Annotated in this window: 23 protein-coding genes, 1 tRNA gene, 1 other RNA gene and 1 pseudogene; 15 read left to right on the plus strand and 11 right to left on the minus strand. The window is 68.7% G+C overall.

Annotated features, from left to right (window positions below):
- Positions 1-6: 6 nt before the first annotated feature.
- Both ACQ859_RS23170 and ACQ859_RS23175 read right to left on the minus strand, forming a co-directional pair.
- The gene (locus ACQ859_RS23170) at positions 7-180 is read right to left on the minus strand and encodes a hypothetical protein (RefSeq protein ID WP_431262959.1); all 174 of its coding nucleotides are present in this window, start codon (positions 178-180) and stop codon (positions 7-9) included.
- Positions 171-587 (minus strand): hypothetical protein, encoded by a 417-nt coding sequence (locus ACQ859_RS23175; RefSeq protein ID WP_431262960.1) that lies wholly within the window; start codon positions 585-587, stop codon positions 171-173. The genes ACQ859_RS23170 and ACQ859_RS23175 overlap by 10 nt, the downstream gene beginning before the upstream one ends.
- Before the next feature lie 144 nt (positions 588-731).
- Between ACQ859_RS23175 and ACQ859_RS23180 the strand changes: the two genes are divergently transcribed.
- Together ACQ859_RS23180 and ACQ859_RS23185 are read left to right on the plus strand one after the other, a co-directional pair.
- The gene (locus ACQ859_RS23180) at positions 732-1109 is read left to right on the plus strand and encodes a SirB2 family protein (RefSeq protein WP_431262961.1); all 378 of its coding nucleotides are present in this window, start codon (positions 732-734) and stop codon (positions 1107-1109) included.
- 57 nt (positions 1110-1166) lie between these two features.
- Positions 1167-1952, plus strand: coding sequence for a methyltransferase domain-containing protein (locus tag ACQ859_RS23185; RefSeq protein ID WP_431262962.1), 786 nt, complete (start codon positions 1167-1169; stop codon positions 1950-1952).
- 36 nt (positions 1953-1988) lie between these two features.
- Here the strand turns inward: ACQ859_RS23185 and ACQ859_RS23190 are convergent, their stop codons facing one another.
- A complete protein-coding gene (locus ACQ859_RS23190) occupies positions 1989-2417 on the minus strand; it encodes a hypothetical protein (protein WP_431262963.1) in 429 nt (142 codons plus the stop codon).
- A 292-nt stretch (positions 2418-2709) separates the two neighbouring features.
- On the opposite strand from ACQ859_RS23190, the gene ffs reads away from it, so the two are divergent.
- From ffs to ACQ859_RS23225, 7 genes are all read left to right on the plus strand, one after another.
- Positions 2710-2807: signal recognition particle sRNA small type (ffs, locus tag ACQ859_RS23195), an RNA gene on the plus strand.
- 207 nt (positions 2808-3014) lie between these two features.
- A complete protein-coding gene (locus tag ACQ859_RS23200; protein WP_431262964.1) occupies positions 3015-3791 on the plus strand; it encodes a suppressor of fused domain protein in 777 nt (258 codons plus the stop codon).
- Positions 3792-3970: 179 nt separating this feature from the next.
- Entirely contained in the window at positions 3971-4264 is a 294-nt protein-coding gene (locus tag ACQ859_RS23205) for a YHYH domain-containing protein (protein WP_431266634.1), read from the plus strand.
- A 44-nt stretch (positions 4265-4308) separates the two neighbouring features.
- On the plus strand, positions 4309-4758 hold the full coding sequence (locus ACQ859_RS23210) for a DUF1810 domain-containing protein (RefSeq protein ID WP_431262965.1): 450 nt from the start codon (positions 4309-4311) through the stop codon (positions 4756-4758).
- A 46-nt stretch (positions 4759-4804) separates the two neighbouring features.
- Entirely contained in the window at positions 4805-5482 is a 678-nt protein-coding gene (locus ACQ859_RS23215; protein WP_431262966.1) for a hypothetical protein, read from the plus strand.
- A gap of 50 nt (positions 5483-5532) precedes the next feature.
- The gene (locus ACQ859_RS23220) at positions 5533-6339 is read left to right on the plus strand and encodes an AraC family transcriptional regulator (protein WP_431262967.1); all 807 of its coding nucleotides are present in this window, start codon (positions 5533-5535) and stop codon (positions 6337-6339) included.
- A 117-nt stretch (positions 6340-6456) separates the two neighbouring features.
- Complete coding sequence (locus ACQ859_RS23225) at positions 6457-7086, plus strand: LysE family translocator (RefSeq protein ID WP_431262968.1); 630 nt, start codon at positions 6457-6459, stop codon at positions 7084-7086.
- A gap of 19 nt (positions 7087-7105) precedes the next feature.
- Here ACQ859_RS23225 and ACQ859_RS23230 read toward each other — a convergent pair whose 3' ends face one another.
- Positions 7106-7609 carry a winged helix-turn-helix transcriptional regulator gene (locus ACQ859_RS23230; RefSeq protein WP_431262969.1) on the minus strand — a complete coding sequence of 168 codons (504 nt, stop codon included), beginning with the start codon at positions 7607-7609 and terminating at the stop codon, positions 7106-7108.
- A 342-nt stretch (positions 7610-7951) separates the two neighbouring features.
- Here ACQ859_RS23230 and ACQ859_RS23235 point away from each other — a divergent pair, with 342 nt between their 5' ends.
- The 4 genes and pseudogenes from ACQ859_RS23235 (at position 7952) to ACQ859_RS23250 (ending at position 13292) form a co-directional block, all read left to right on the plus strand.
- Complete coding sequence (locus ACQ859_RS23235; RefSeq protein ID WP_431262970.1) at positions 7952-9019, plus strand: HlyD family secretion protein; 1068 nt, start codon at positions 7952-7954, stop codon at positions 9017-9019.
- Positions 9016-10671, plus strand: coding sequence for a DHA2 family efflux MFS transporter permease subunit (locus ACQ859_RS23240; RefSeq protein WP_431262971.1), 1656 nt, complete (start codon positions 9016-9018; stop codon positions 10669-10671). The genes ACQ859_RS23235 and ACQ859_RS23240 overlap by 4 nt, the downstream gene beginning before the upstream one ends.
- 142 nt (positions 10672-10813) lie before the next feature.
- Positions 10814-12151 (plus strand): annotated as a pseudogene (locus ACQ859_RS23245) (efflux transporter outer membrane subunit); the annotation flags it as partial.
- Between the two features lie 226 nt (positions 12152-12377).
- A complete protein-coding gene (locus ACQ859_RS23250; protein WP_431262972.1) occupies positions 12378-13292 on the plus strand; it encodes a DMT family transporter in 915 nt (304 codons plus the stop codon).
- A 102-nt stretch (positions 13293-13394) separates the two neighbouring features.
- Here ACQ859_RS23250 and ACQ859_RS23255 read toward each other — a convergent pair whose 3' ends face one another.
- The 4 genes from ACQ859_RS23255 to ACQ859_RS23270 form a co-directional block, all read right to left on the minus strand.
- The gene (locus ACQ859_RS23255) at positions 13395-13817 is read right to left on the minus strand and encodes a hypothetical protein (RefSeq protein ID WP_431262973.1); all 423 of its coding nucleotides are present in this window, start codon (positions 13815-13817) and stop codon (positions 13395-13397) included.
- 163 nt (positions 13818-13980) lie between these two features.
- Entirely contained in the window at positions 13981-14745 is a 765-nt protein-coding gene (locus ACQ859_RS23260; RefSeq protein ID WP_431262974.1) for a hypothetical protein, read from the minus strand.
- A gap of 142 nt (positions 14746-14887) precedes the next feature.
- The gene (locus ACQ859_RS23265; RefSeq protein WP_431266635.1) at positions 14888-16276 is read right to left on the minus strand and encodes an FAD-containing oxidoreductase; all 1389 of its coding nucleotides are present in this window, start codon (positions 16274-16276) and stop codon (positions 14888-14890) included.
- A gap of 62 nt (positions 16277-16338) precedes the next feature.
- Positions 16339-16590: a hypothetical protein gene (locus tag ACQ859_RS23270; protein ID WP_431262975.1), complete on the minus strand. Its 252-nt coding sequence runs from the start codon at positions 16588-16590 to the stop codon at positions 16339-16341.
- An 87-nt stretch (positions 16591-16677) separates the two neighbouring features.
- Between ACQ859_RS23270 and ACQ859_RS23275 the strand changes: the two genes are divergently transcribed.
- Positions 16678-17490, plus strand: a complete 813-nt coding sequence (locus ACQ859_RS23275; protein ID WP_431262976.1) for an AraC family transcriptional regulator — start codon at positions 16678-16680, stop codon at positions 17488-17490.
- 55 nt (positions 17491-17545) lie between these two features.
- Here the strand turns inward: ACQ859_RS23275 and ACQ859_RS23280 are convergent, their stop codons facing one another.
- A complete protein-coding gene (locus tag ACQ859_RS23280) occupies positions 17546-18238 on the minus strand; it encodes a substrate-binding periplasmic protein (RefSeq protein ID WP_431262977.1) in 693 nt (230 codons plus the stop codon).
- A 320-nt stretch (positions 18239-18558) separates the two neighbouring features.
- Between ACQ859_RS23280 and ACQ859_RS23285 the strand changes: the two genes are divergently transcribed.
- Complete coding sequence (locus ACQ859_RS23285; RefSeq protein ID WP_431256267.1) at positions 18559-18972, plus strand: response regulator; 414 nt, start codon at positions 18559-18561, stop codon at positions 18970-18972.
- A gap of 147 nt (positions 18973-19119) precedes the next feature.
- On the opposite strand, the gene ACQ859_RS23290 is transcribed toward ACQ859_RS23285, so the two are convergent.
- Together ACQ859_RS23290 and serS are read right to left on the minus strand one after the other, a co-directional pair.
- A tRNA-Ser gene (locus tag ACQ859_RS23290) sits at positions 19120-19206 on the minus strand.
- Positions 19207-19324: 118 nt separating this feature from the next.
- Entirely contained in the window at positions 19325-20620 is a 1296-nt protein-coding gene (serS, locus tag ACQ859_RS23295) for a serine--tRNA ligase (RefSeq protein ID WP_431262978.1), read from the minus strand.
- Positions 20621-20700 lie beyond the last annotated feature (80 nt).

The following is a 20700-nucleotide window of genomic DNA, read 5'->3' on the forward strand; positions in this document are numbered from 1 at the left end:
CCGCCCTCACCTCACCAGATGGCGATCTTCGAAACGACCGGGCCAAGTGCTGACCAGCACCACCCTCCATAGGCGGTCGATTGCCGGCACCGTCGTATGCAGGGCCTCGAATGCCTCAACTTCTGCATAGGGATAGCCAGAGATCGGCGAGTAGCCAAAGAACCTGAACATCAGGTGCAAGTTGTACTCCTCTGGATCCCTGCCCACCTCGACACTGATCTCCCGCCCCCTGCGCATCGAACGAGCTCGCGGTCGACGGTATCGAAGTCTTCGCGCTGCAGATGCGGATGCTTGCGAGCGAACCAGTCGATGATGTCTTCGTAGTCTTGCGTGCCACGCAGTGCCTGGAGGTCGTAGGGCCACTCGCCGGGCACGCACGGGTTCATCCACGGGCGGAAGAGATAGGGCGCCTGGGACTTGCTGTGCACCCACACCGGCCGCGCACGACCGGGGGCGTGCGACTCCAGCGCCGTCATCTGTGGCGTTTCCGTGATTTCAACTTGCTGCAACATCGCTGCTTGCCTTTCCTTCACCGACCCACGTCGATGCCATGCGTTCATTCTCGAAATCGAAACGCGTTCTGCCATGACTCAAACTTGTGGGCGGCGGGGGATGCGGAGGGGGCGCTCTTCTGAGCGGATTCGGGGGAAATCGGGGGATCGCCGGGCGTCCTGCCCGCCTCGCGTTCCCCAGGTTGACATCCCGCCGCCGGGTGACGAAGCTCCCCGGTCATGGACTGGTTCTACGGCCCGATGGTCAAGATGCATGCGCTGCTGGCGTGGTGCAGCATCGGGCTGTTCCTGGTCCGCGGGCTGGCGCATCAGTTCGGCGCCGCGTGGGTGACGGACGAGCGGCTGCGCACGCTGGTGTTCAGCAGCCACGTGCTGATCGTCGTGTCCGGCCTCAGCCTGTGGGGGGCGCTGCACCTCGACCCGCGCTACGAATCCTGGATGACGGCAAAATTCATCGCGCTGGGGATCTACTTCGCGACGGGCCATTGGGCTTTCGGGCGCGGGGAGTTCCGCGTGCTCGGCTACGTGCTGGCGCTGATTGCGCTGGCGTACGTGATGGCCGTCTCGGTGACGCGCCAGGTCTTGCTCGGGCTCTGATCAAGTCGACGACGCGGCCTTGACGCCCGCCCGCCGCACCGGGCGTAGGATCGTCCGATGCCTTCGAACACGCCCATCCACGACGCCGCCCAGCGCGGCTACACCAGCGCCTCCGACAACTACCAGCGCGGTCGCCCCGAGTACCCCGACGCTCTCGCCGGCTGGCTGGGCGAGGCGCTGGGCGTGCGGGCGGGCGCGCGGGTCGTCGACCTCGGCGCGGGCACCGGCAAGTTCACCAAGCTGCTGGCGCGCACCGGCGCGACAGTGACGGCGGTCGAGCCGGTCGACGCGATGCGCGCGCGGCTGTCGGAAAGCCTGCCTGCCGTGCGGGCGCTCGCGGGCACGGCGGAAGCGATCCCGCTGACCGACGGCGACGCCGACGTGCTCGTCTGCGCGCAGGCCTTCCACTGGTTCGCGAACGCACAGGCGCTGCGCGAGATCCACCGCGTGCTGCGCCCGGGCGGCCGGCTGGGTCTGATCTGGAACGTGCGCGACGAGTCGCGCGACTGGGTCGCCGAGATCACGGAGATCGTCACCCCCTATGAGGGCGATGCGCCGCGTTTCTACAAGGGCACGTGGAAGCAGCCCTTCGAGGGACAGACGCTCTTCGGACCGCTGCAGCGGACGGTGCTCCCGCACAGCCACGTGGGATCGTTCGAGCAGGTCGTGCTCGACCGCATCCTGTCGGTGAGCTTCATCGCGGCGCTGCCGGAGTCGGAACAGGCGCTCGTCGCGGACCGGCTGCGCGCGCTGAAGGACCGCTACGCGGAACTGCGCGAGCCGACGATCGCCTTCCCTTACGCCACCGAGGCCTGGCTCGCGGAACGGCTCGTCACGGCGTGAGCACGGCCGCGCCGGCCGCGACGCAGGCGGGCCTTGTCAGACCAGCTTCCAGCCGGCCAGCCAGAGTTGCTGGACGGCCGCGGCGTGGAGCTCGCGGCGCAAGGCGGCAGGACGCTCGCCGGGTCGCGCGACCCGCGGCGAACTGAGCCACTGCGGTCCGACGTCGCGCGTGACGCGGGCGCGACCGTGACGGTCGGCGCGCAGCAGCGCGAGGCGCCAGGCGGCGTTCAGGCGATGGGACTGGCCGTCGTCGGCGAGCGCGCCGATCCAGTCGTCGGACTGGAGGCGGTGGGCGGCCTTGAGCAGTTCGAGGTCGGACGGGAAGCGGGAGAACTCGGCGACCGGCTCGCCCCAGGGGTCGCGCAGCGTGCGCGGGGCCTGGACGGGCAAGGTGGTGGTCGTGGTGGTGCGAGCGGCGCGGCGGCGGGACAGCAGCGAGTCGAACTGAGCCAGACGAGCGGACATGAAAAAACTCCGAGAGCCCACAGAGATCACCGGCGTTTGCCGGCCCGGGGGCAATCGGAGCCGCAACGCTTTAGCCGCATTTGTTGATCGCCCGCAAGTAGTTGGTAAATCGGCGATGGCACTGGAGGGCTGACGCCCGCGAGGTCCGGAACGGATTTAACCACAGGCGCTCGGTCTGCGTCGACCGCGGGGTGGCGTTGTCCGCGCGCGGGTCGCACGGCGAGGCACGGGAAGAAGTGCGGTTGAGGCCACTCGGCCGGAGCCCCTCGAAAGCTCGGATAGAATGCGAGGTGACGGGCCTCCTCGCATGGAAGCGCGGCCAACCGGGTCAGATGGGGAACCAAGCAGCCCTAACCGTTGTGACCAGTGCCGAGGGTAAGGCTCGTCAACCTCATTCAAGTGAAAACCGCCGGGAGGCGGTTTTTTCGTTTGTGGTGCGCAAGACCTGCCACCCGACCCGCACGCGGAGCCCAGTCTGTCGGACGAATTTCCATACTGGACGAGGCGCCGCGGCGAATCACATGGCCTTGGCTAAGATGGATTTGCGCGGCACGACGTGCTGGATAAACCAATAACTGGCGTCCAAAGGAGAAATACGTGCGAACTGGCAGTTTCAAGGCCCTGACCTCCGCCGTCCTGGCTCTATTCGGCGTTGGCGCAGCCGCGGCGGAGAAGACCCAGGAACAGTCTTGGCAAGAGACGTATGACGCCCGTCAGAAGTACTTCGAGGGCACTGTGGGTCCGCTGTCGAACGACATTCTGAAGATGCTGAACACGAGTGGTGTCTGGCCCGGTGGTGGGCTGTACGCCATACCAGCTCCGAAAATGGGCTCGGGCATGGCCGTCTACACCACCTTCGGATTCACCAATCCCGACATGCCAACCTCCGTTCGCATGACCGACTTCAAGCTCAGTTCAGAAGGAAACAGGACCACGAAAGCGGAAGGAAGGCTGGAAGCCAAGCCTCGCGCACCCCAACGGCCGGGAGCGGCCGGTTATGGCTACGAGATCATCGTTGTCGCTCCCGCGGGACTCGACTGGCCTCTCAACTTGTTGCAGTGGGCGGTCAATGCGGAATTGATGAATGACGTCGGCTTTCTCGACAGGGTCGAGAAATATGGTGGCCTCACCGTCGAGCAGGTCGACGCCGGTGCGTCCGAGCCGCTGAACATACTGGTGTCGAAGGCGCTACCTCCTCTGCCGGTCGGCACCCAGCTGCCAGCGGGGAAGATGGAGATTCTGGTCATCACCACCATCACCTCGGCCGAGATGCAATGGTCCATGAAGAATGGTCGAGACCACTTGCTTCAAAGGCTTCGCGAAGCCGGTGTCGGGCAAATCAGCAACGTAGGGCGCGAGGGCGTCGTGCGTTGAACGCCAACTCGTTCAAAGTGAAAACCGCCGGTAGGCGGTTTTTCCTTTCTGACGCTCTTGCAGCTTCGCGCTCCCGCAGCCAAGGGGACCAGCGCCCCACCCAGAGTTGCAGAATGCAAGCGACATGAGACCTCGAATGAGGCAGGGAGGGCCCATTGAATAGACGTCCTTGCGCGCTGGTGGCATCGGTAGCGCTCATCATTTCCGCATCCGCAATCGCTCACGGCGGCGGCCTGAACACTGACGGCTGCCATACCAACCGAAAGACTGGCGATTACCACTGCCATCGCGCACCCGCCCGGCAGGCGCCGACGCAGCAGGCCACCACCACCTCGTCTGAAGCTGCCGCTCCTGCGACCAGTGCCTCAGCCGTCGGGAGAACCTCCTCCGCAGCCCCGGTTTGCTATACCGGCCCCCGCGGGGGAACCTATACGTTGACGAAGAGTGGGAAGAAGAACTACGGCGGGTGCTGAGACGCCGCGGCGGCCGACAGTGGTGTCACCAGTAGGATCCGTCCATGCCCGCTCCCTACTCACTTCACCGTTTCCTGGATGCTCAAGCACCGCAGGTGACCGACGTCCTCTCCGAGCTGAAGCGCGGCCGCAAGCTCAGCCACTGGATGTGGTACTTCTTCCCTCAGCTCCGCGGGCTGGGCGTGAGCAGCACGGCGCAGTTCTACGGGATCGAGTCGCTGGACGAGGCGATCGCCTATCTCGATCACGACGTCCTCGGTCCCCGTCTGCGCGAATGCGTGGCGCTGATGAACACCCATCGCAACAAGACCGCCGAGCAGATCCTGGGCGTCGTGGACGCGATGAAGTTCCGCTCGTCGCTGACGCTGTTCGCGAGGGCGTCTGGCGACGAGGCCGTGTTCATCGAAGCGCTGGATCGCTACTTCGACGGCCAGCGCGATCAACGCACGCTGGATCTGCTCGCCTCGTCGGCGAGCGCGTCTTCAAGGGGCTAGAGTCTCCGTCACGATGACCTTCCATCACCTCCTGCGCAACGCCGCCTTGCTGCTCGCCACGGCCTGCGCCGCCAGCCTCGCGAATGGCGCCCCGACAACGCCCGTCGAGCGACCGGCCAGCGCCTGCGCGTTCGGTGCGTTCGTCGCCGAGACCGATCCCGCCGGACTCAACGTCCGCGCCGCCCCCAACGCCACCGCGAGCATCCTCGGCAAGCTGCCGCCGACCTTCGTCGACCCGTCGACGGAATTCCCCATCCACGTCCGCGTCGAGGTCGACGTCATCGGCACGCGCAACGGCTGGTTCCTGATCCGCAATGCCCAGGACAACGAGGCGCTCACCGAGCGCCCCGCGCGCCCGATGTTCACCGGTGAGGGTTGGGTCCACGGCGGCAGGCTCACCGTCAAGTCGCAGGCCGACGTCGGGCGCGCGCGGCCCAGCCCGAAATCGGCCGCCGTGCTCCGGTTCCACGACGACGCCACCTTCGACAACGACGCCTTCATCGACGCAGGACGCCTCACCGACTGCAGGGGCCGGTGGGCTCAAGTGGAGTTCTCCGACCAGCGCTTCCCATCGGACGCCCGCGACGCGCTGAGGGTCGATCCCTCCACCCGGTCCGGCCTGCCGCCGGGCCGGTTCCGGGCCTGGGTGAACCGGATCTGCGCGATCCAGGAAACCAGCTGCGATGGCCTCGCTGGCGACGAGGCTGCCGACGCCAGGCCCTGAGCGAGTAGCGCGTAGAGGTTGTTAGAGTCGCAGCATCCCCCGCGCCGCCCATGCCCGCCTTCACCCGCCTCCCCTGCCCGCTCGCCGGCGTCGACATCGTCAGCGCCGACAGCGCGAAGGCCTTCTCGCGTCACATCCACGATGAATTCGGCGTCGGCCGCATCGACCGCGGCGCGCAGAAGACCGCGAGCGGCCGCGGCATGGTCCAGTCCGTCGCCGGTGACGTCATCACCGTCAACCCGGGCGAAGTCCACGACGGCCTGCCGCTCGGCGATCACGGCCGCGCCTGGCGCATGCTGTACCTCTCGCCGGACCTCGTCGGCGATCTCGTCGCCGACATCGCCGAGGGGCGCGCCGTGGGCGACGTCGAGTTCCACCGCCCCACCTTGCACGACGACCGCATCGCCGGTCGCTTCGAGTCGGTCTTCCAAGCGATGGCGGCCACGCCGACCGGGGTCGCCGACACGCTCCGCGTCGACAGCGCCCTGCTGCTCCTGCTGCAGTCACTCCTCCAGCCGCGCGCCGTCGCCCTGCCCGCGATCCCCGCCGGCATCGCGGTCGCCCGCTCCCGACTGGACGACGACCTCAGCGCACCGGTCAGCCTCGCGGACCTCGCCCGCGACGCCGGCCTGAGCCGCTTCCAGTTCCTGCGCGGCTTCACGCGCGCCACCGGCCTGCCTCCGCATGCCTACCTCGTGCAGCGCCGCCTGCAGCACGCGCGTCGCCTGATCGCGCGCGGCACCTCGCTGGCGGACACCGCCGCCGCCAGCGGCTTCTTCGACCAGAGCCATCTGACGCGCCACTTCGTCCGCTGCTTCGGCATTGCGCCGGGCGCCTACGCCGCCGCCCTCCGCTGAGTCCGCCGGGTCGGCCGCCCTTGCACGTCCCGCGGCGCCGGGCTGCAATTTCGTCCAAGACGCGCCCGCCGCGTACCTCGACCATGGCCGCTCCGCCATCACCGCCCGAGGTCCGTCGTGCCCCTCTCTTCGCTCTCGAATCCCGAGTTCCTGATCACCTCGCTGATCGTCGTCGCCTCGCCGGGCACCGGTGCGCTGGTAACGCTCGCCGCCGGCCTGTCGAGCGGCGCGCGCGCTTCGCTCCAGGCCGCCCTCGGCTGCACGATCGGCATCGTCCCGCACATGCTCGCCGCCATCACCGGCCTGGCCGCGCTGCTGCACGCCAGCGCGCTCGCCTTCGACGCGGTGAAATACGTCGGCGTCGTCTACCTGCTCTACATGGCGTGGATGTCGCTGAAGGAGCGCGGCCCGCTTGCCGTGGAAGCCGACGGACCGCCGCGCTCCGCCCGCGAGGTCGTCACCCACGCCGCCCTGGTGAACCTGCTCAACCCGAAGCTCTCGATCTTCTTCCTCGCCTTCCTGCCGCAGTTCATCGCCCGCGACGAGCCCCACCCGACGCCGCTGATGGTCGAGCTTTCCCTCGTCTTCATGGCGATGACCTTCGCGGTGTTCGCGATCTACGGCGTCTTCGCCGCCGCGATGCGGGATCGCGTGCTCACGCGACCGCGCGTGCTGCGCTGGATGCGACGCGGCTTTGCGGCCGCGTTCGTGGGCCTGGGCATGAAGCTCGCGCTGGTCCAGCGCTGAGACTCGGGGACAAATGGTCCTAGTCGGCCGCGCCCACGGCCGGCGTCATGCCGTCGAAGTCGAACAGCTCCACCTTCTTCGGCTGCCCCGAGCGGCGCTCCACCTTGTGCTGCGGTCCGATCGCCTTGCCGGTGCGGGCGTCGATGAGCTTGAGTTCCACCGGCTCGCCGGTCTCCGTGTCGATCAGGCGCACCGGCTTGTTCTTCAACGGCGCATGCGCGTTGCCCCAGGTCAGCAGCGCCAGCATCACCGGCCGCAGGTCGCGGCCCTTGGGCGTCAGCACGTACTCGTAGCGCGGCGGCTTGTCGCTGTAGCGCCGCTTCTCGAGCAGCTCCCGCTCCACCAGTTCCGCCAATCGCCGCGTCAGCGTGTTGGACGCGATGCCCAGCTCGGTCACGAACTCGTCGAAGCGGTGGTGCCCGTAGAACACCTCGCGCAGGATCAGCACGCTCCAGCTGTCGCCCAGCATGTCCGTCGCCCTCGCGAGCGGGCAGGCCATGTCTTCGAAGCTCGTGCGGCGCATCGGGAATCTCCTGGTCGGTGCGGAGGCGGACGCCGCCGCGCCCGATCGGCGCGACGGCGCTACGGCCGTCCCGCGATTCTCACTGACTTTCATCATGAAAGTTAGTTGACGAATCAGGAACAGTGCATTCCACGCCCAGTGACTTCCATGATGAAAGTGACGTTCCTATAGTCCGCCCCATCGCCCGCCACCCGGCGGGTTCCCGATGCCGGAGTCCTTCCATGACCGCTTCCACGCCTTCCGCCACCCCCGGTCGCAGCGACCGCGACCACTGCCGCGCCGACGGCTTCCGTCGCCACGCCGACGCGACGGTCCCTCGGCCGCGCCTCGCTGAAATGGGCGGTGCTGACCGCCGTCGTGCTCGCGGTCGGCGCGTACGGCGTGCACTGGTGGACGGTCGGCCGCTTCCATGAGGAGACCGACGACGCCTACGTCGGCGGCGACGTGACGGTGATCGGCGCGAAGGTCACCGGCTACATCACCGAACTGCCGGTCGCCGACAACCAGTTCGTCCACGCCGGCGACCTGCTGGCTCGCATCGACGCCCGCGACTACCAGGCGGCCCTGCAACGCACCATCGCCGCCGTCGAGGCGCAGGACGCCGCCATCGCCAACCTGGGCGCCGCCGCTGCGCTGCAGCAGGCCGTGATCGCGAGGGCCCGCGCCGGCATCGACGCCGCCTCCGCCGAGGAGCAGCGCGCCCGCGACGACTTCGCGCGCTACAAGGACCTCGTCGGCCGCGCGGCCGTGTCGGTCGAAAGCAGCCAGCGCGCCGAGGCGAGCTTCAAGACCGCGCAGGCCGGCTCCGCCCGCGCCCGCGCCGAGCAGCAGGCCGCCGAGCGCCAGCTCGACGTGATCGCGACGCAGAAGCGCCAGGCGCAGGCCGCCCTCGACCAGGCGCGCGCGGAGCGCGACATCGCCCAGCTCAACCTCGGCTACACCGAGCTGCGCGCGCCGCGCGACGGCTACATCGGCAACCGCAAGGCGCGACTCGGCACCTACGTCGGCGTCGGCACGCCGCTGCTGGCGGTGGTCCCGGCGCAAGGGCTGTGGGTGGACGCGAACTTCAAGGAAGATCAGCTCGCCCGCATGACGACCGGCCAGCCGGTGAGCATCCGCGCCGATGCCTGGCCCGGCGTCGTGCTGCACGGCACGCTCGGCAGCCTCTCGCCCGCCACCGGCGCGCAGTTCAGCGTGCTGCCCGCCGAGAACGCCACCGGCAACTTCACCAAGATCGTCCAGCGCGTGCCGGTGCGCATCCAGCTCGATCCGGCCGACGATCGCCTCGGCCGGCTGCGTCCGGGCCTGTCCGTCGTCGTCGAGGTCGACACGAATCACGCGGGCGCCGGCACCAAGGACGCCGCCAAGGACGCCGCCAAGGACGCCGCCAAGACGGCGAGCCTGCAATGAGCGCCGCCCTCGCCCCGGCGGACGGCGGGCCGCCGCCGTCCTCACCCCCGTCTGCCTCACCGCGCCAGCGCCCGCCCTTCTGGTCCGACATCGTCATCCCCATCGACCAGCTGACGACGCGCGACAAGGTGCTGGCCTTCGCGACCATGTGCGTGGGCATGTTCATCGCGCTGCTGGACATCCAGATCGTCTCCGCCTCGCTGCGCGACATCGGCGGCGGACTCTCCGCCGGCGCCGACGACACGACCTGGGTGCAGACCAGCTACCTGATCGCCGAGATCATCGTGATCCCGCTCTCGGGCTGGCTCGCGAGCGTGATGTCCACGCGCTGGCTGTTCGCGGTCTCGGCGCTGGGCTTCACGCTGACCAGCCTGCTGTGCGGCCTGGCCTGGAACATCCAGAGCATGATCGCCTTCCGCGCGCTGCAGGGCTTCATGGGCGGCTCCATGATCCCCATGGTCTTCACCACCGCGTTCATGTACTTCAGCGGCAAGCAGCGCGTGATCGCCGCCTCCACCATCGGCGCGATCGCGTCGCTGGCGCCGACGCTCGGTCCGGTCGTCGGGGGCTACATCACCGATGTGCTGTCCTGGCAGTGGCTCTTCTACATCAACCTGCTGCCCGGCCTGGTCGTCACCGTCGTGGTGCCGATGATGGTCCGCGTCGACAGGCCCAACCTCTCGCTGCTCAAGGGCGCCGACTACCTGTCGATGGTGCTGCTCGCGGTGTTCCTCGGCTGCCTGGAATACACGATGGAGGAAGGCCCGCGCTGGAACTGGTTCAGCGACTCGACCATCGTCACCACCGCCTGGGTCGCCGGCGTGACCGGCGTCGCCTTCATCGCCCGCAGCCTGACCCACGCGCATCCCATCGTCGACCTGCGCGCGCTCAAGGAGCGCAACTTCGCGCTGGGCAGCCTGTTCTCGTTCATCACCGGCATCGGCATCTTCGCCACCATCTACCTGACGCCGCTGTTCCTCGGCCGCGTGCGCGGCTACAGCGCGCTCGACATCGGCCTGGCCGTGTTCTCCACCGGCGTGTTCCAGGTGCTGTCGATCCCGCTGTACGCCTTCCTCGCCAGCCGCTTCGACCTGCGCTGGATCCTCTTCGCCGGGCTCTCGCTCTTCGCGATCTCGATGTGGGAGTTCGCGCCGATCACGCATGACTGGGGTTCGCATCAGCTGCTGCTGCCGCAGGCGCTGCGCGGCATGGGCCAGCAGCTCTGCGTGCCGCCGGTGGTGACGCTGGCGCTCGGCGCGCTGCCGCCGGCGCGGCTGAAGCTGGCCTCGGGGCTGTTCAACCTGATGCGCAACCTCGGCGGCGCCATCGGCATCGCGGCCTGCGCCACCATCCTCAACGACCGCACCAACCTGCACTTCCAGCGCCTGGCCGAGCACCTCAACACCAGCAACGAGTCCATGAACCAGCTGTTGGCGTCGGTGGGAACCTCGCTGTCCGCCTCGATGCCGTCGAGCGACGCCGCCACCGCCGCGCTGCGCCAGCTCTGGTCGCTGACCTACCGCGAGGCGCTGACGATGACCTTCGCCGACGCCTTCCTGATCGTGATGGGCTGCTTCATCGTCGCGCTGGTCTTCGTGCCGATGTTGCGCAAGATCGCGCCGCCGGCAGCGCCCTCCGCCGATGCGCATTGATCCGATCCGAATCCTTCGAATCCTTCGCCACCCTCGAACCCCTGGGAGACCCGCCATGTCGCTCCTGCAGTCCGCTTCCCTCCGTCCGCTGACGCGGCTCGCTCCGCTCGCGCTCGCCGCCTTCCTCGCCGCCTGCGCCCAGATGCCCGGACCCGGCGAACGCCCCCGCGCGCTCGACGAGCAGTTCGCCGGCCAGTCCCTGATCGCGCAGCACCAGGACGGCGCCGCGCCCGCCACGCTGGGCACCTGGTGGCAGGACTTCAACGATCCTGCGTTGACGGCGATCGTTCAGCGCGCGCTCGATCAGAACCTGGACCTCGCCGTCGCCCTGGCGCGCGTCGAGCAGGCGCGCGCCGCGGCGCAAGGCGCCGGCGCGCTGCGGATGCCGCAAGGCTCGATCCAGGGACAGCTGCTCAACCAGCGCCAGTCCCTGAAGAGCCCCGAGGGCTCGCTGGCGCACGGCTTCCCCGGCTATGACCGCAACCAGACAGTGCTGACGCTGGGGGTGGGTGCGAGCTGGGAAGCCGATCTGGCCGGCGGCCTCCGCCAGGGCGAAGCCGCCGCTGTCGCCGAATGGCAGGCCGCCGAGGCCGCGCGCCTCGGCGCTCGCGTGACCGTCGCCGCGGAAGCGGCCGACGCCTACTTCCGCGTGCGCGGCGCCCAGGCCCGCATCGAAGTCGCCGAGGCCCACCTGCGCACGCAGTCGCAATTGCTGCAATTGATCCAGGACCGCTTCAAGGGCGGGCTCGCCGCGCAGCGCGAAGTCGCCGAGGCGCAGGCCCTGCAGCTGCAGGCGCGCGGCACGCTGCCGCCGCTGCGGACCGAGCTCGCGCAGCAGCAGCACCGCCTCGACGTGCTGATGGGCGAGCAGGCCGGCACCTATGCGGCGAAGCTGATCGCGACTCCGCTGTCGTCGACGTCCGCGCAGTCTGTGCAGACCTCGCAGACCTCGACCTATCGCGTTCCGTCGTTGCCAGGCACTCTCACGCCCGCCACGCTGATGCGCCGCCGCCCCGACGTCATCGCCGCCGAACGCCAGCTCGACGCGAGCCAGGCGCGCATCGGCATCGCGACGGCCGAGTACTACCCGCGCCTGACGCTGGGTGGCGTGCTAGGCGCATCGAGTCTGCACGGTGGGCTGTTCAGCTCGGAGGCATTCCAGCCGCAGGCACTGCTGGGCCTGCACTGGCGGCTGTTCGACTTCGGCCGCGTCGACGCGGAAGTCGCCCAGGCGCGCGGCGCGCGGGCCGAGGCGCTCGCGCAGGTGCGCCAGCGCATGCTGCGCGCCACCGAGGACGTCGAGAACGCGGTCGTGTCGCTGTCCGAGCTGGAACTGCAGCGCGGCGACCTCGCGCAGGAGGTCCGCGCCCATCAGGTCGCGCGCGATGCCGCCGAGGACGCCTACAAGGGTGGCGCGGCCAGCCTGATCGAAGTGCTGCAGGAGGACCGGCTGCTGCTCGCCGCGCGCGATCAGCTCGCACAGCTGGACGCGAACCATGCGCGGGCGGCGGTGTCGGCGTTCCGGGCCTTCGGCGGTGGCTGGGATGCGCCGGCGTCCGCCTCGACGCCCACCCCGGCCGAGCAAGCACCGACGACGAGACCCGTCCCCCTTCGCCCACGACGGCGCTGCTGTCGCCCGCCGCCACACGGGGCTTGGCGCGCTAGGCGCCCGACCGGCGGGCGCGCCTCGTTAGCATCGGGGCCCTATGAGCCCGCCGCCAGCCTCGTCGCCCCAGCTTCCCGCCCCGCCTGCTCACGGCGCGGGCGGCCTGCTGCCCCTGCTCTTCGTCGCCGTCTGGAGCACCGGCTTCATCGGCGCGAAGTTCGGGCTGCCGGACGCGGAACCGCTGACCTTCCTCGCATGGCGCTACGCCGCGGTCATCGCGCTGATGCTGCCCGTGGTGCTGGTACTGCGCGCGCCCTGGCCGCGCTCGATGGCCGCCTGCGGGCACATCGCGGTGACGGGCCTGCTGGTACACGGCGTCTACCTGGGCGGCGTGTTCACCGCGATCTCGCACGGCCTGCCGGCCGGCATCACCGCGCTGGTCGTCGGACTGCAGCCGCTGGTCACGGCGCTCGGCGCTCGCGCCTTCCTCGGCGAACGCATCGCCCCGATGCAGTGGCTGGGTCTTGGCGTCGGTTTCCTCGGCGTGGGCCTCGTCGTCGCGCAGAAGATCGCGGCGGTCCCCGGCGGCGCGTTGATCACGATGCTGCTGCCCGCCGTCATCGCGCTGATCGGCATCACCGCCGGCACGCTCTACCAGAAGAAATTCTGTCCTTCCTTCGACCTGCGCACCGGCTCGATCATCCAGTTCGTGCCGAGCCTCCTCGTCACCGCAGCGATTGCCGCAATGACCGAAACGATGCAGGTGCAGTGGACCGGCCAATTCGTCTTCGCGCTGGCGTGGCTGGTGCTCGTGCTGTCGCTCGGCGCGGTGAGCCTGTTGAACGTGCTGATCCGCCGCGGCAGCGCGGTCAACGTCGCCAGCCTCTTCTACCTGACGCCACCGACGACCGCACTGATCGCGTGGTCGCTGTTCGGCGAGACGCTGACCGGCCTCGCGATGGCCGGCATGGCGCTGGTCGCGATCGGCGTCTGGTTGGCGCGCAGGACGCGCTGAAGGCGCCCTCACACGATCGCGGCAATCGCGCTGCCGTCGCACGTACAGGAGCGCCCACGAAAAAGGCGGCCACGCGGGCCGCCTTCAGTGATGACAGCGAAATCAGTTGCGGTCGGCACGCGCCGGCAGCGTGCTGTCGGTGGTGTCGGTGTTCATCGTCGACGAGTCCGTCGAGGAGGTGCCGGCAGCCGGGGCGCTCATCGGCATCGGATCGGTCTGCGTGCGGACGTTGGGATCCTGGCGCTGATCGGTCGAGGTGTTGTTGCCGTTGTTCTCGCTGCCGGTGGACGGCTGGCTGTTCTGCCAGTCGTTCGTGGTCGCGGGCTGGCCGGTGCTCGGATTGGCGGCCGGCGTCGCAGGCGGCGCCTTGCCCTGGTCGTTGTTGTTGGACAGCGGATCATTGGTCTGGTCGCGCGCGCCGACGGAGCCGGAGCTGCCGCCCTGGCCCTGGGCGTGAAGGAAGCCGACGCCGGAAGCCAGCGCAATCGCCATTGCCACGGTGGTGATCTTGGAACGGGGGTTCATGGTGGATCTCCTGGAAGCGGTGGATTGAAGGTCTTGCCGGGGGCCACCGCGCGGTTCGCATTGCGTCCTGTCGCATCACGAACCGTCGCGGCACCCTTGCAAGGAAAGACTGGCAATCCCGATGCCCGCGCGGTTCTCGCGTGGTGCGTGGAGCAATGACCGATCAGGCCTTGAATCCCGAGGCCCGAGCGGACGAAGGCTCGAGTTCATCGAGCACGGCGAGGATCGCGACCGGGGGTGTCGACGCATTGGCGGGCGGCACGATGATGTCCTGCGCCAGCGGCTGAGCGAGTGAACGCGCTTGCGCGGCGCCCCGTGACTCCGCCGGCGCGGCGAGCTGTCGCAGCCGTTGCCCGATGGCATCAAGGCTTTGCGTTGCCGCCTCGTCATCGGAGGCCGCGTCGAAGGGATCGAGGCTGATGCGGTCCGGCGAGAGGCCCAGTCCCAGCGCATGGAAGTAGCTGGCCTCGGTGACGACGCTGAGCTGGCTCGCGATCAGGCGATGCACTTCCAGGTCTGGCATGTCGAGCTGCACGCCCTGCACCGTGGCGAGCACTGGCGTACGCGTGATACCTCCGGCCAGCCCCGCGAGGCGATGCGCATTCGGCAGGTGCGCATGCAGCACCGCCGCCTGCTTGTTGCGGATGAGCCCGATGAGCACCTGGATCGCGTGCCACGGCGGGTCGTCGGGCATCGCGACGATGACGGTATCGGCGCCGAGATCGCGCAAGCGTTCCGCGTACGGTCCGTCCGCGGGGCAGACGACGGTGAAGCGGACGTTGCCGCCCTTGCCATGCCGCTCCACGAGCCGCTCCACCAGCCGCGTCGCGCCGATCCGATCGGATGCCGTGGCCAGCGGGCACGCTTCATCGGGGGCTTCGTCCGACGGTACGGCGCCGACGATCTCGACGATGTGCAGCGAGGGCACGGGATTCCCTGTCGTCACGGCAGAGAGCGTCGGCGTCGCGCCGGGGCGTCGTTGTGCAGGGCGGTCCATCGCGAGCCTCTTGAAACCGCACCATGCGGTGAACACCGCATGGCAAGGCCCGTACCCGCTGGAGCCGGCAGCCCTACAGGGGCTTCAGCGACTGCAGCACCGTCGGCAGAAGTTCGCTCACCGTCGGATGGATGCGCACCCCGCCGGCGGTGACATCGGTGTACGGCCGCTTCGACGCGATGACGTCGAGCAGCGATTGCACCGCCTCGTCGCCGTCGACGCCCAGCACCATCGCGCCGAGGATGGCCTTCGACCCGGCGTCGACGAGGATCTTGATGAAGCCTTCGGTCTCGCCCTTCTCGATGGCCCGGCCGACGCGCGTCATCGGCCGCGTGCCGATCAAGGCGGGACGGCCGCTCGCGCGCACCTCCTGCTCGCCCTGGCCGATGCGCGCCAGCGGCGGATCGGTGTACAGCGCGTAGGTCACGACGCGGTCGCCGATGCCGCGATCAGCGCCGTCGAAGAGGTTGGCCGCGGTGACCTCGAAGTCGTTCCACGACGTGTGCGTGAACGCGCCACGGCCATTGCAATCGCCGAGCGCCCAGATGTGCGGCACGCTGCTGCGCAGCTGGTCGTCGACGACGATGTTGCCGCGCTCGTCCACGCGCACGCCGGCACGGTCCAGGCCCAGGTCGTCGGTGTTGGGCTTGCGACCCGTGGCGATCAGCACGTGGCTGCCGCGGACCTCGGGCTCGCCGGTCTGGCAGTTCACCTGCACGGCGACACCCTCCCCCACCGGCGCCAGCTTCACGCATTCGGCACCGGTGCGGATGGTCAGGCCTTCGCGTTCGAGGATGCCGCGCAGCGCCTCGGAGACATCGGCATCCTCGCGCGGAACGAGCCTGGGGCCGCGCTGCACGACGGTCACCTCGGAGCCGAAGCGCCGGAACATCTGCGCGAACTCCAGGCCGATGTAGCTGCCGCCGACAACGACGAGGTGTCGTGGCAGTTCCTCGAGCGTCATGATCGACGCGTTGGTCAGCCAGGGCACCGTGTCCAGGCCGTCGACGCCCGGCTGCGCGGGGCGGCCGCCGACGTTGATGAAGAAGCGGTCGGCGCGCAGACGACGTCCGTCGACGCTGACCGTGTGCGGATCCTCGAAGCGCGCGTGGCCCATGATCAGCTCGACCTTGGGCATGCCGCGCAGCCACTTCTCGACGTTCTCGCGTGACTGGCCGGAGATGCGCGCCTTGCGCGCGACGACGGCGGGGAGGTCGACACCGACCTCCGCTGGCGCACGCACGCCCCAGCGCGCGGCCTCGCGGACGACCCAGGCGGCATGGGCGCTGGCGACCATCGCCTTGGTCGGGATGCAGCCGGTGTTGACGCAGGTGCCGCCGACGCGCGAGCGCTCGATGACGGCCACGCGCCAACCGGCCTGCGACATGCGCTCGGCCAGCGCGGGGCCGGCCTGGCCGGCCCCGATGACGATGGCATCGAAGGAGTCGTTGGACTGGGGGATTCACTCACGGCGACGCTCCTGGAAAGGGATCGTCGCGGAGTCTGCCACCGTCCGGCGAGAGGTCAATGTGCGTCGAGCAACGCACGCAGCCGTTCGTCCCGGACGTCGAGGACGTCGAACAGCCCGAGCTCGCGCAGCGCAGGCAGCGCCTCCACGATGTCGCGCTCCGCGTCGGCGCGGCGCCCGGCCTCGGCGGCCGGATCGCCCCACGTCTTCGCATTGACGAGGAACGCGCCGACGGTGCCCTTGCGGATCACGGTGCCGTTGCGTTCGATCTGGTTCTGCCCGTCGGGCAACAGGTCTTGGGCCTTCATGCGTCTGCTCCTGGTGGTGAAAGGATGGACGGATCGTAGACAGCACAAAATGGCCTGGGTACGGCATTGAGGACATAAGATAGTCCGATGACGCCACGACGCGCTGCCACGCTCCGACCTTCGAAGTCCTTCGAGACCGCCGCCCAGGCGGAATCACTGCTGCTGCGCGCGGTCGAGCAGACTTCCGCGGACGGCCGCTCGACGCGTCGCCATCGGCATGCCAGCGGTCAGATGCTCGGCGCCATGCAGGGCCTGCTCACGGTCGACGTGAGCGACGCCCGCTGGGTCGTGCCCGCCACGCATGCGTTGTGGATCCCTCCGGACGTCCCGCATGGCCTGCGTTCGCATGGCCCTTTCGCAGGCTGGAGCGTCTATGTCAGCTCTGAGGGAAGTGAAGCGCTGCCTTTGGAGCCGCGCATCGTGGCGGTGTCCGGCCTGCTGCGCGAAGCGGTCGCGCGAGCCGCGGAGTGGCCGGAGGCTGCCACTGCGCTCGACGCCGCGCAGACGCGTGTGGCCGGCGTGATCCTCGATGAGATCGCGGCGGCGGCGCCGGTGGCGCTGGGCCTGCCCATGCCTTCGGACGAGCGGCTGCTGAGGATCGCCCGCGCGCTGACGGCCCGGCCGGACGATGAACGCCGGCTCGACGAGTGGGCCGACTGGGCCGGCATCGCCCCGCGCACGTTGACGCGGCGTTTCACCGAGGAGACCGGCTTCAGCTTCACCGAATGGCGCCAGCGCGTGCGGCTGTTGCGCGGGCTGGAGTTGCTCGCCGCGGGCAAGCCGGTGACGGCGATCGCACTGGCGCTTGGCTACGACAACGTGAGCGCCTTCATCGCGCTGTTCAAGCGGACCTTCGGGGTGACGCCAGGAAAGTACGGCGTCGACGACCGTCACGTCTGAGACCACGGAGGCCGCCGGAGCGGGAGCCGTGGGATCGGGGTCGGGCAGGATCCGGTCAGGTCGCGCCGTGGCGCCGCCGGATCGCGGCCAGGGTGCCCCGTTGCTCCAGCACCTGGATCGCCTGGTCGATGCGGGCGAGATCGCGATCGTCGAGCCGGCGCCGGCTCAGCATCAGACAGACCGGCTGCACGCTGTGGCCGAAGGGTTGCCGGAGCAGCCGCACGCCCGATACGCGCGCCTGGGCATGGACGTCCAGATCGTCGCCCAGGATCAGTGCCGCCCGGCCGAGCCGCAGCATGTCGACGCCCTGGCGCGTCGTCTGATACGGCAGCAGCAGCCCCGCCTCGGCCAGACGCGGCCGCCACTCCTCGAAGTCGGTGCCAAGGCTGAGCGCGTCCACATGCAGCAACGGGATGCGCCGTTGCAGCACCTGTTCGAAGCCCTGGAGTCCGACGAGGCGTGGATCGCGGGGATCGGTCGCCGCGACCATGAAGGCTTCATTCCGGTAGGTCCGGGTGTACATGACGGCCTGCTCGCGACCGGGCACCGGCGTCGCCGAGAAGATCACGTCGAACTGGTCGTTCAGCAGCTCGCGATAGCGCCGTTTGCGCCATTGCGCCGAGCCGCTGATCCACCTCAGCTCGTAGCGTGCCTGCGCAGCGATCACCTGGAGCAGTTCCGCGTCGAGGCCGCGCATGCTGCCGTCGGCGCCAGGCACGAGGTAAGGCGGCCAGGACTCGGCCAGCACGCGCAGGAGGCGGGGTCGGGCGCCTCCCCACGCGGAGGTCCCCCAGGCGAGTGCCAGGCCGCCCACGATGGAGCGGCGGCGGGGGCCTCGATCGTCGGACGGGCCGGATGGAGTCATTGCCTCGTTGAGAGCCATCACGGTGCGGGTTCGATCCAGTGTGCGCCCGGCTCCCGGGCGCCACAAGGCGCCGTGGACGCTCGACCCGGCGACTCCCCCGGATGAGGGCTGGTGGCCGACGATGTCCAGAGAAAGTCACGTGGTACCGCAACCGCTCGGTTACCCACATGGTTTTGTCAATTCTAAAAGCGCAAAATTGATACATGAAAGTCGTTCTCGTCGAAGACTCCCCGCTGGTCCGCAAACATCTGTTGGCGGCCCTGAAGGAACAGCCCTTCCTCTCGGTCGTCGGCCTTGCCGCCACCGAGGCGGAGGCCCTGTGCACCGTCGGGCTGACGCGGCCTCACGTCGTGGTGCTGGACCTCGCGCTGGCCTCCGGGTCCGGACTGGAGGTGCTACGCAAGCTGCGCCTGGCCGGATTCGGCGGGACCATCCTGGTCCTCAGCAACCGCGACGCGGAGGTCTACGGCCCGCTGTGCGTGCGCAACGGCGCCAACGCGTTCTACGACAAGGGGCGCGAATTCGAGCAGTTCCTCGCCGACCTGAACGTGCTGGCCGAAGCGCCTCGACTGGCGGCCAGCCAGCCGATGAGCTTGAGTTCGCTGCATATGCGTTGAAGACACCCTCGCTGAAGTGAGGGGGAGCCAGTCCTAGATCGCGGCGGGAGTTTCGGAAGCGAGTTCTGGAACTGCAGCCAAGCAGGCCTGGAAAAAGAAAACCCGCTCTAGGCGGGTTTTCTAAGTGCTTGATCGAACAAGCTATTTTGGAGGAGAGGGGGGATTCGAACCCCCGAGACGTTTCCGTCCGCCTGATTTCGAGTCAGGTACATTCAACCACTCTGCCACCTCTCCGGAATTCGGTGATCGCTGTGGTTGTTAGCGACTAAGCCTAAGAGTATAGCGAGGTTTTTGAGGCTTTGGCAAGAACTCGCGTGAGTTTGTGCGAAAGACGCGTCGGAGGGGTGCCCACTTAGGCCTTCAACACGTCCTTGCCGCCCAGGTACGGACGCAGCGCCTCCGGCACCGTGATGCTGCCGTCGGCCTGCTGGTAGTTCTCCAGCACCGCGACCAGCGTGCGACCCACCGCCAGGCCGGAACCGTTCAGCGTGTGCACCAGCTCGTTCTTGCCTTGCGCGGTCTTGAAACGCGCCTGCATGCGGCGAGCCTGGAAGGCGCCCATGTTCGAGCACGAGCTGATCTCGCGATAGGTGTTCTGCGCCGGCAGCCAGACTTCCAGGTCGTAGGTCTTGACCGCGCCGAAGCCCATGTCGCCCGCGCAGAGCAGCACCGTGCGGTACGGCAGGCCGAGCTTCTGCAGCACGGCTTCGGCGTGGGCGGTCATCTCTTCGAGCGCGGCCATGCTGTGTTCGGGCTGCTCGATGCGGACCATCTCGACCTTGTCGAACTGGTGCTGGCGGATCATGCCGCGCGTGTCGCGACCCGCCGAACCGGCCTCCGAGCGGAAGCACGGGCTGTGCGCCGTCAGCTTGACCGGCAGCTCGTCGACCGTCAGGACGCTTTCGCGCACCGAGTTCGTCAGCGAGATCTCCGAGGTCGAGATCAGGTACTGCTCGTTCTGTTCATCGTCGCCGCCGCGCAGCACCCAGAACATGTCTTCCTTGAACTTCGGAAGCTGGCCGGTGCCCTCGAGGATCTCGCGGTTGACGATGTAGGGCGTGTAGCACTCGGTGTAGCCGTGGTCCTGGGTCTGCATGTCGAGCATGAACTGCGCGAGCGCGCGATGCAGGCGCGCGACCGGGCCCTTCAGGAAGGCGAAACGCGAACCCGACAGCTTGGCGCCGAGTTCGAAATCCAGGCCCAGCGGCGCGCCGAGGTCGACGTGGTCCTTGACCGCGAAGTCGAACTCGCGCGGCTGGCCCCAACGGCGCACCTCGACGTTGCCGGTCTCGTCCGCACCGGCCGGCACGCTGGTGTCGGGCAGGTTGGGGACGCTCATCAGCATCGTGTTGAGCTCGACCTGGATCACGTCCAGCTTCTCGGCGCCGGCCTTCAGCTCGTCGGCGATGCCGGCGACCTCGGCCATCACGGCGCTGGCGTCTTCGCCCTTGCCCTTCAGCATGCCGACCTGCTTGGAGAGCTGGTTGCGCTTGGCCTGCAGTTCCTCGGTGCGGATCTGCACCTGCTTGCGGTCGGTCTCCAGCGTCTTGAAACGCTCGACGTCCAGGAACGGTTGGGGGTTCTTGCGCTGTTGGAGGCGCTCGATGACGGCGTCCAGATCCTTGCGCAGCAGGGTGATGTCCAGCATGGTGTGTCTTTCGTGTTCTGCGCCGACGGCGGCCCTCTGAAGGGGGCGTCGGCAATGCATGGGGAATGTCGATCAGCGGG

Origin of the sequence: Roseateles chitinivorans, from assembly GCF_050632235.1 — a bacterium.
GTDB classification, from domain to species: domain Bacteria; phylum Pseudomonadota; class Gammaproteobacteria; order Burkholderiales; family Burkholderiaceae_C; genus Roseateles; species Roseateles chitinivorans_A.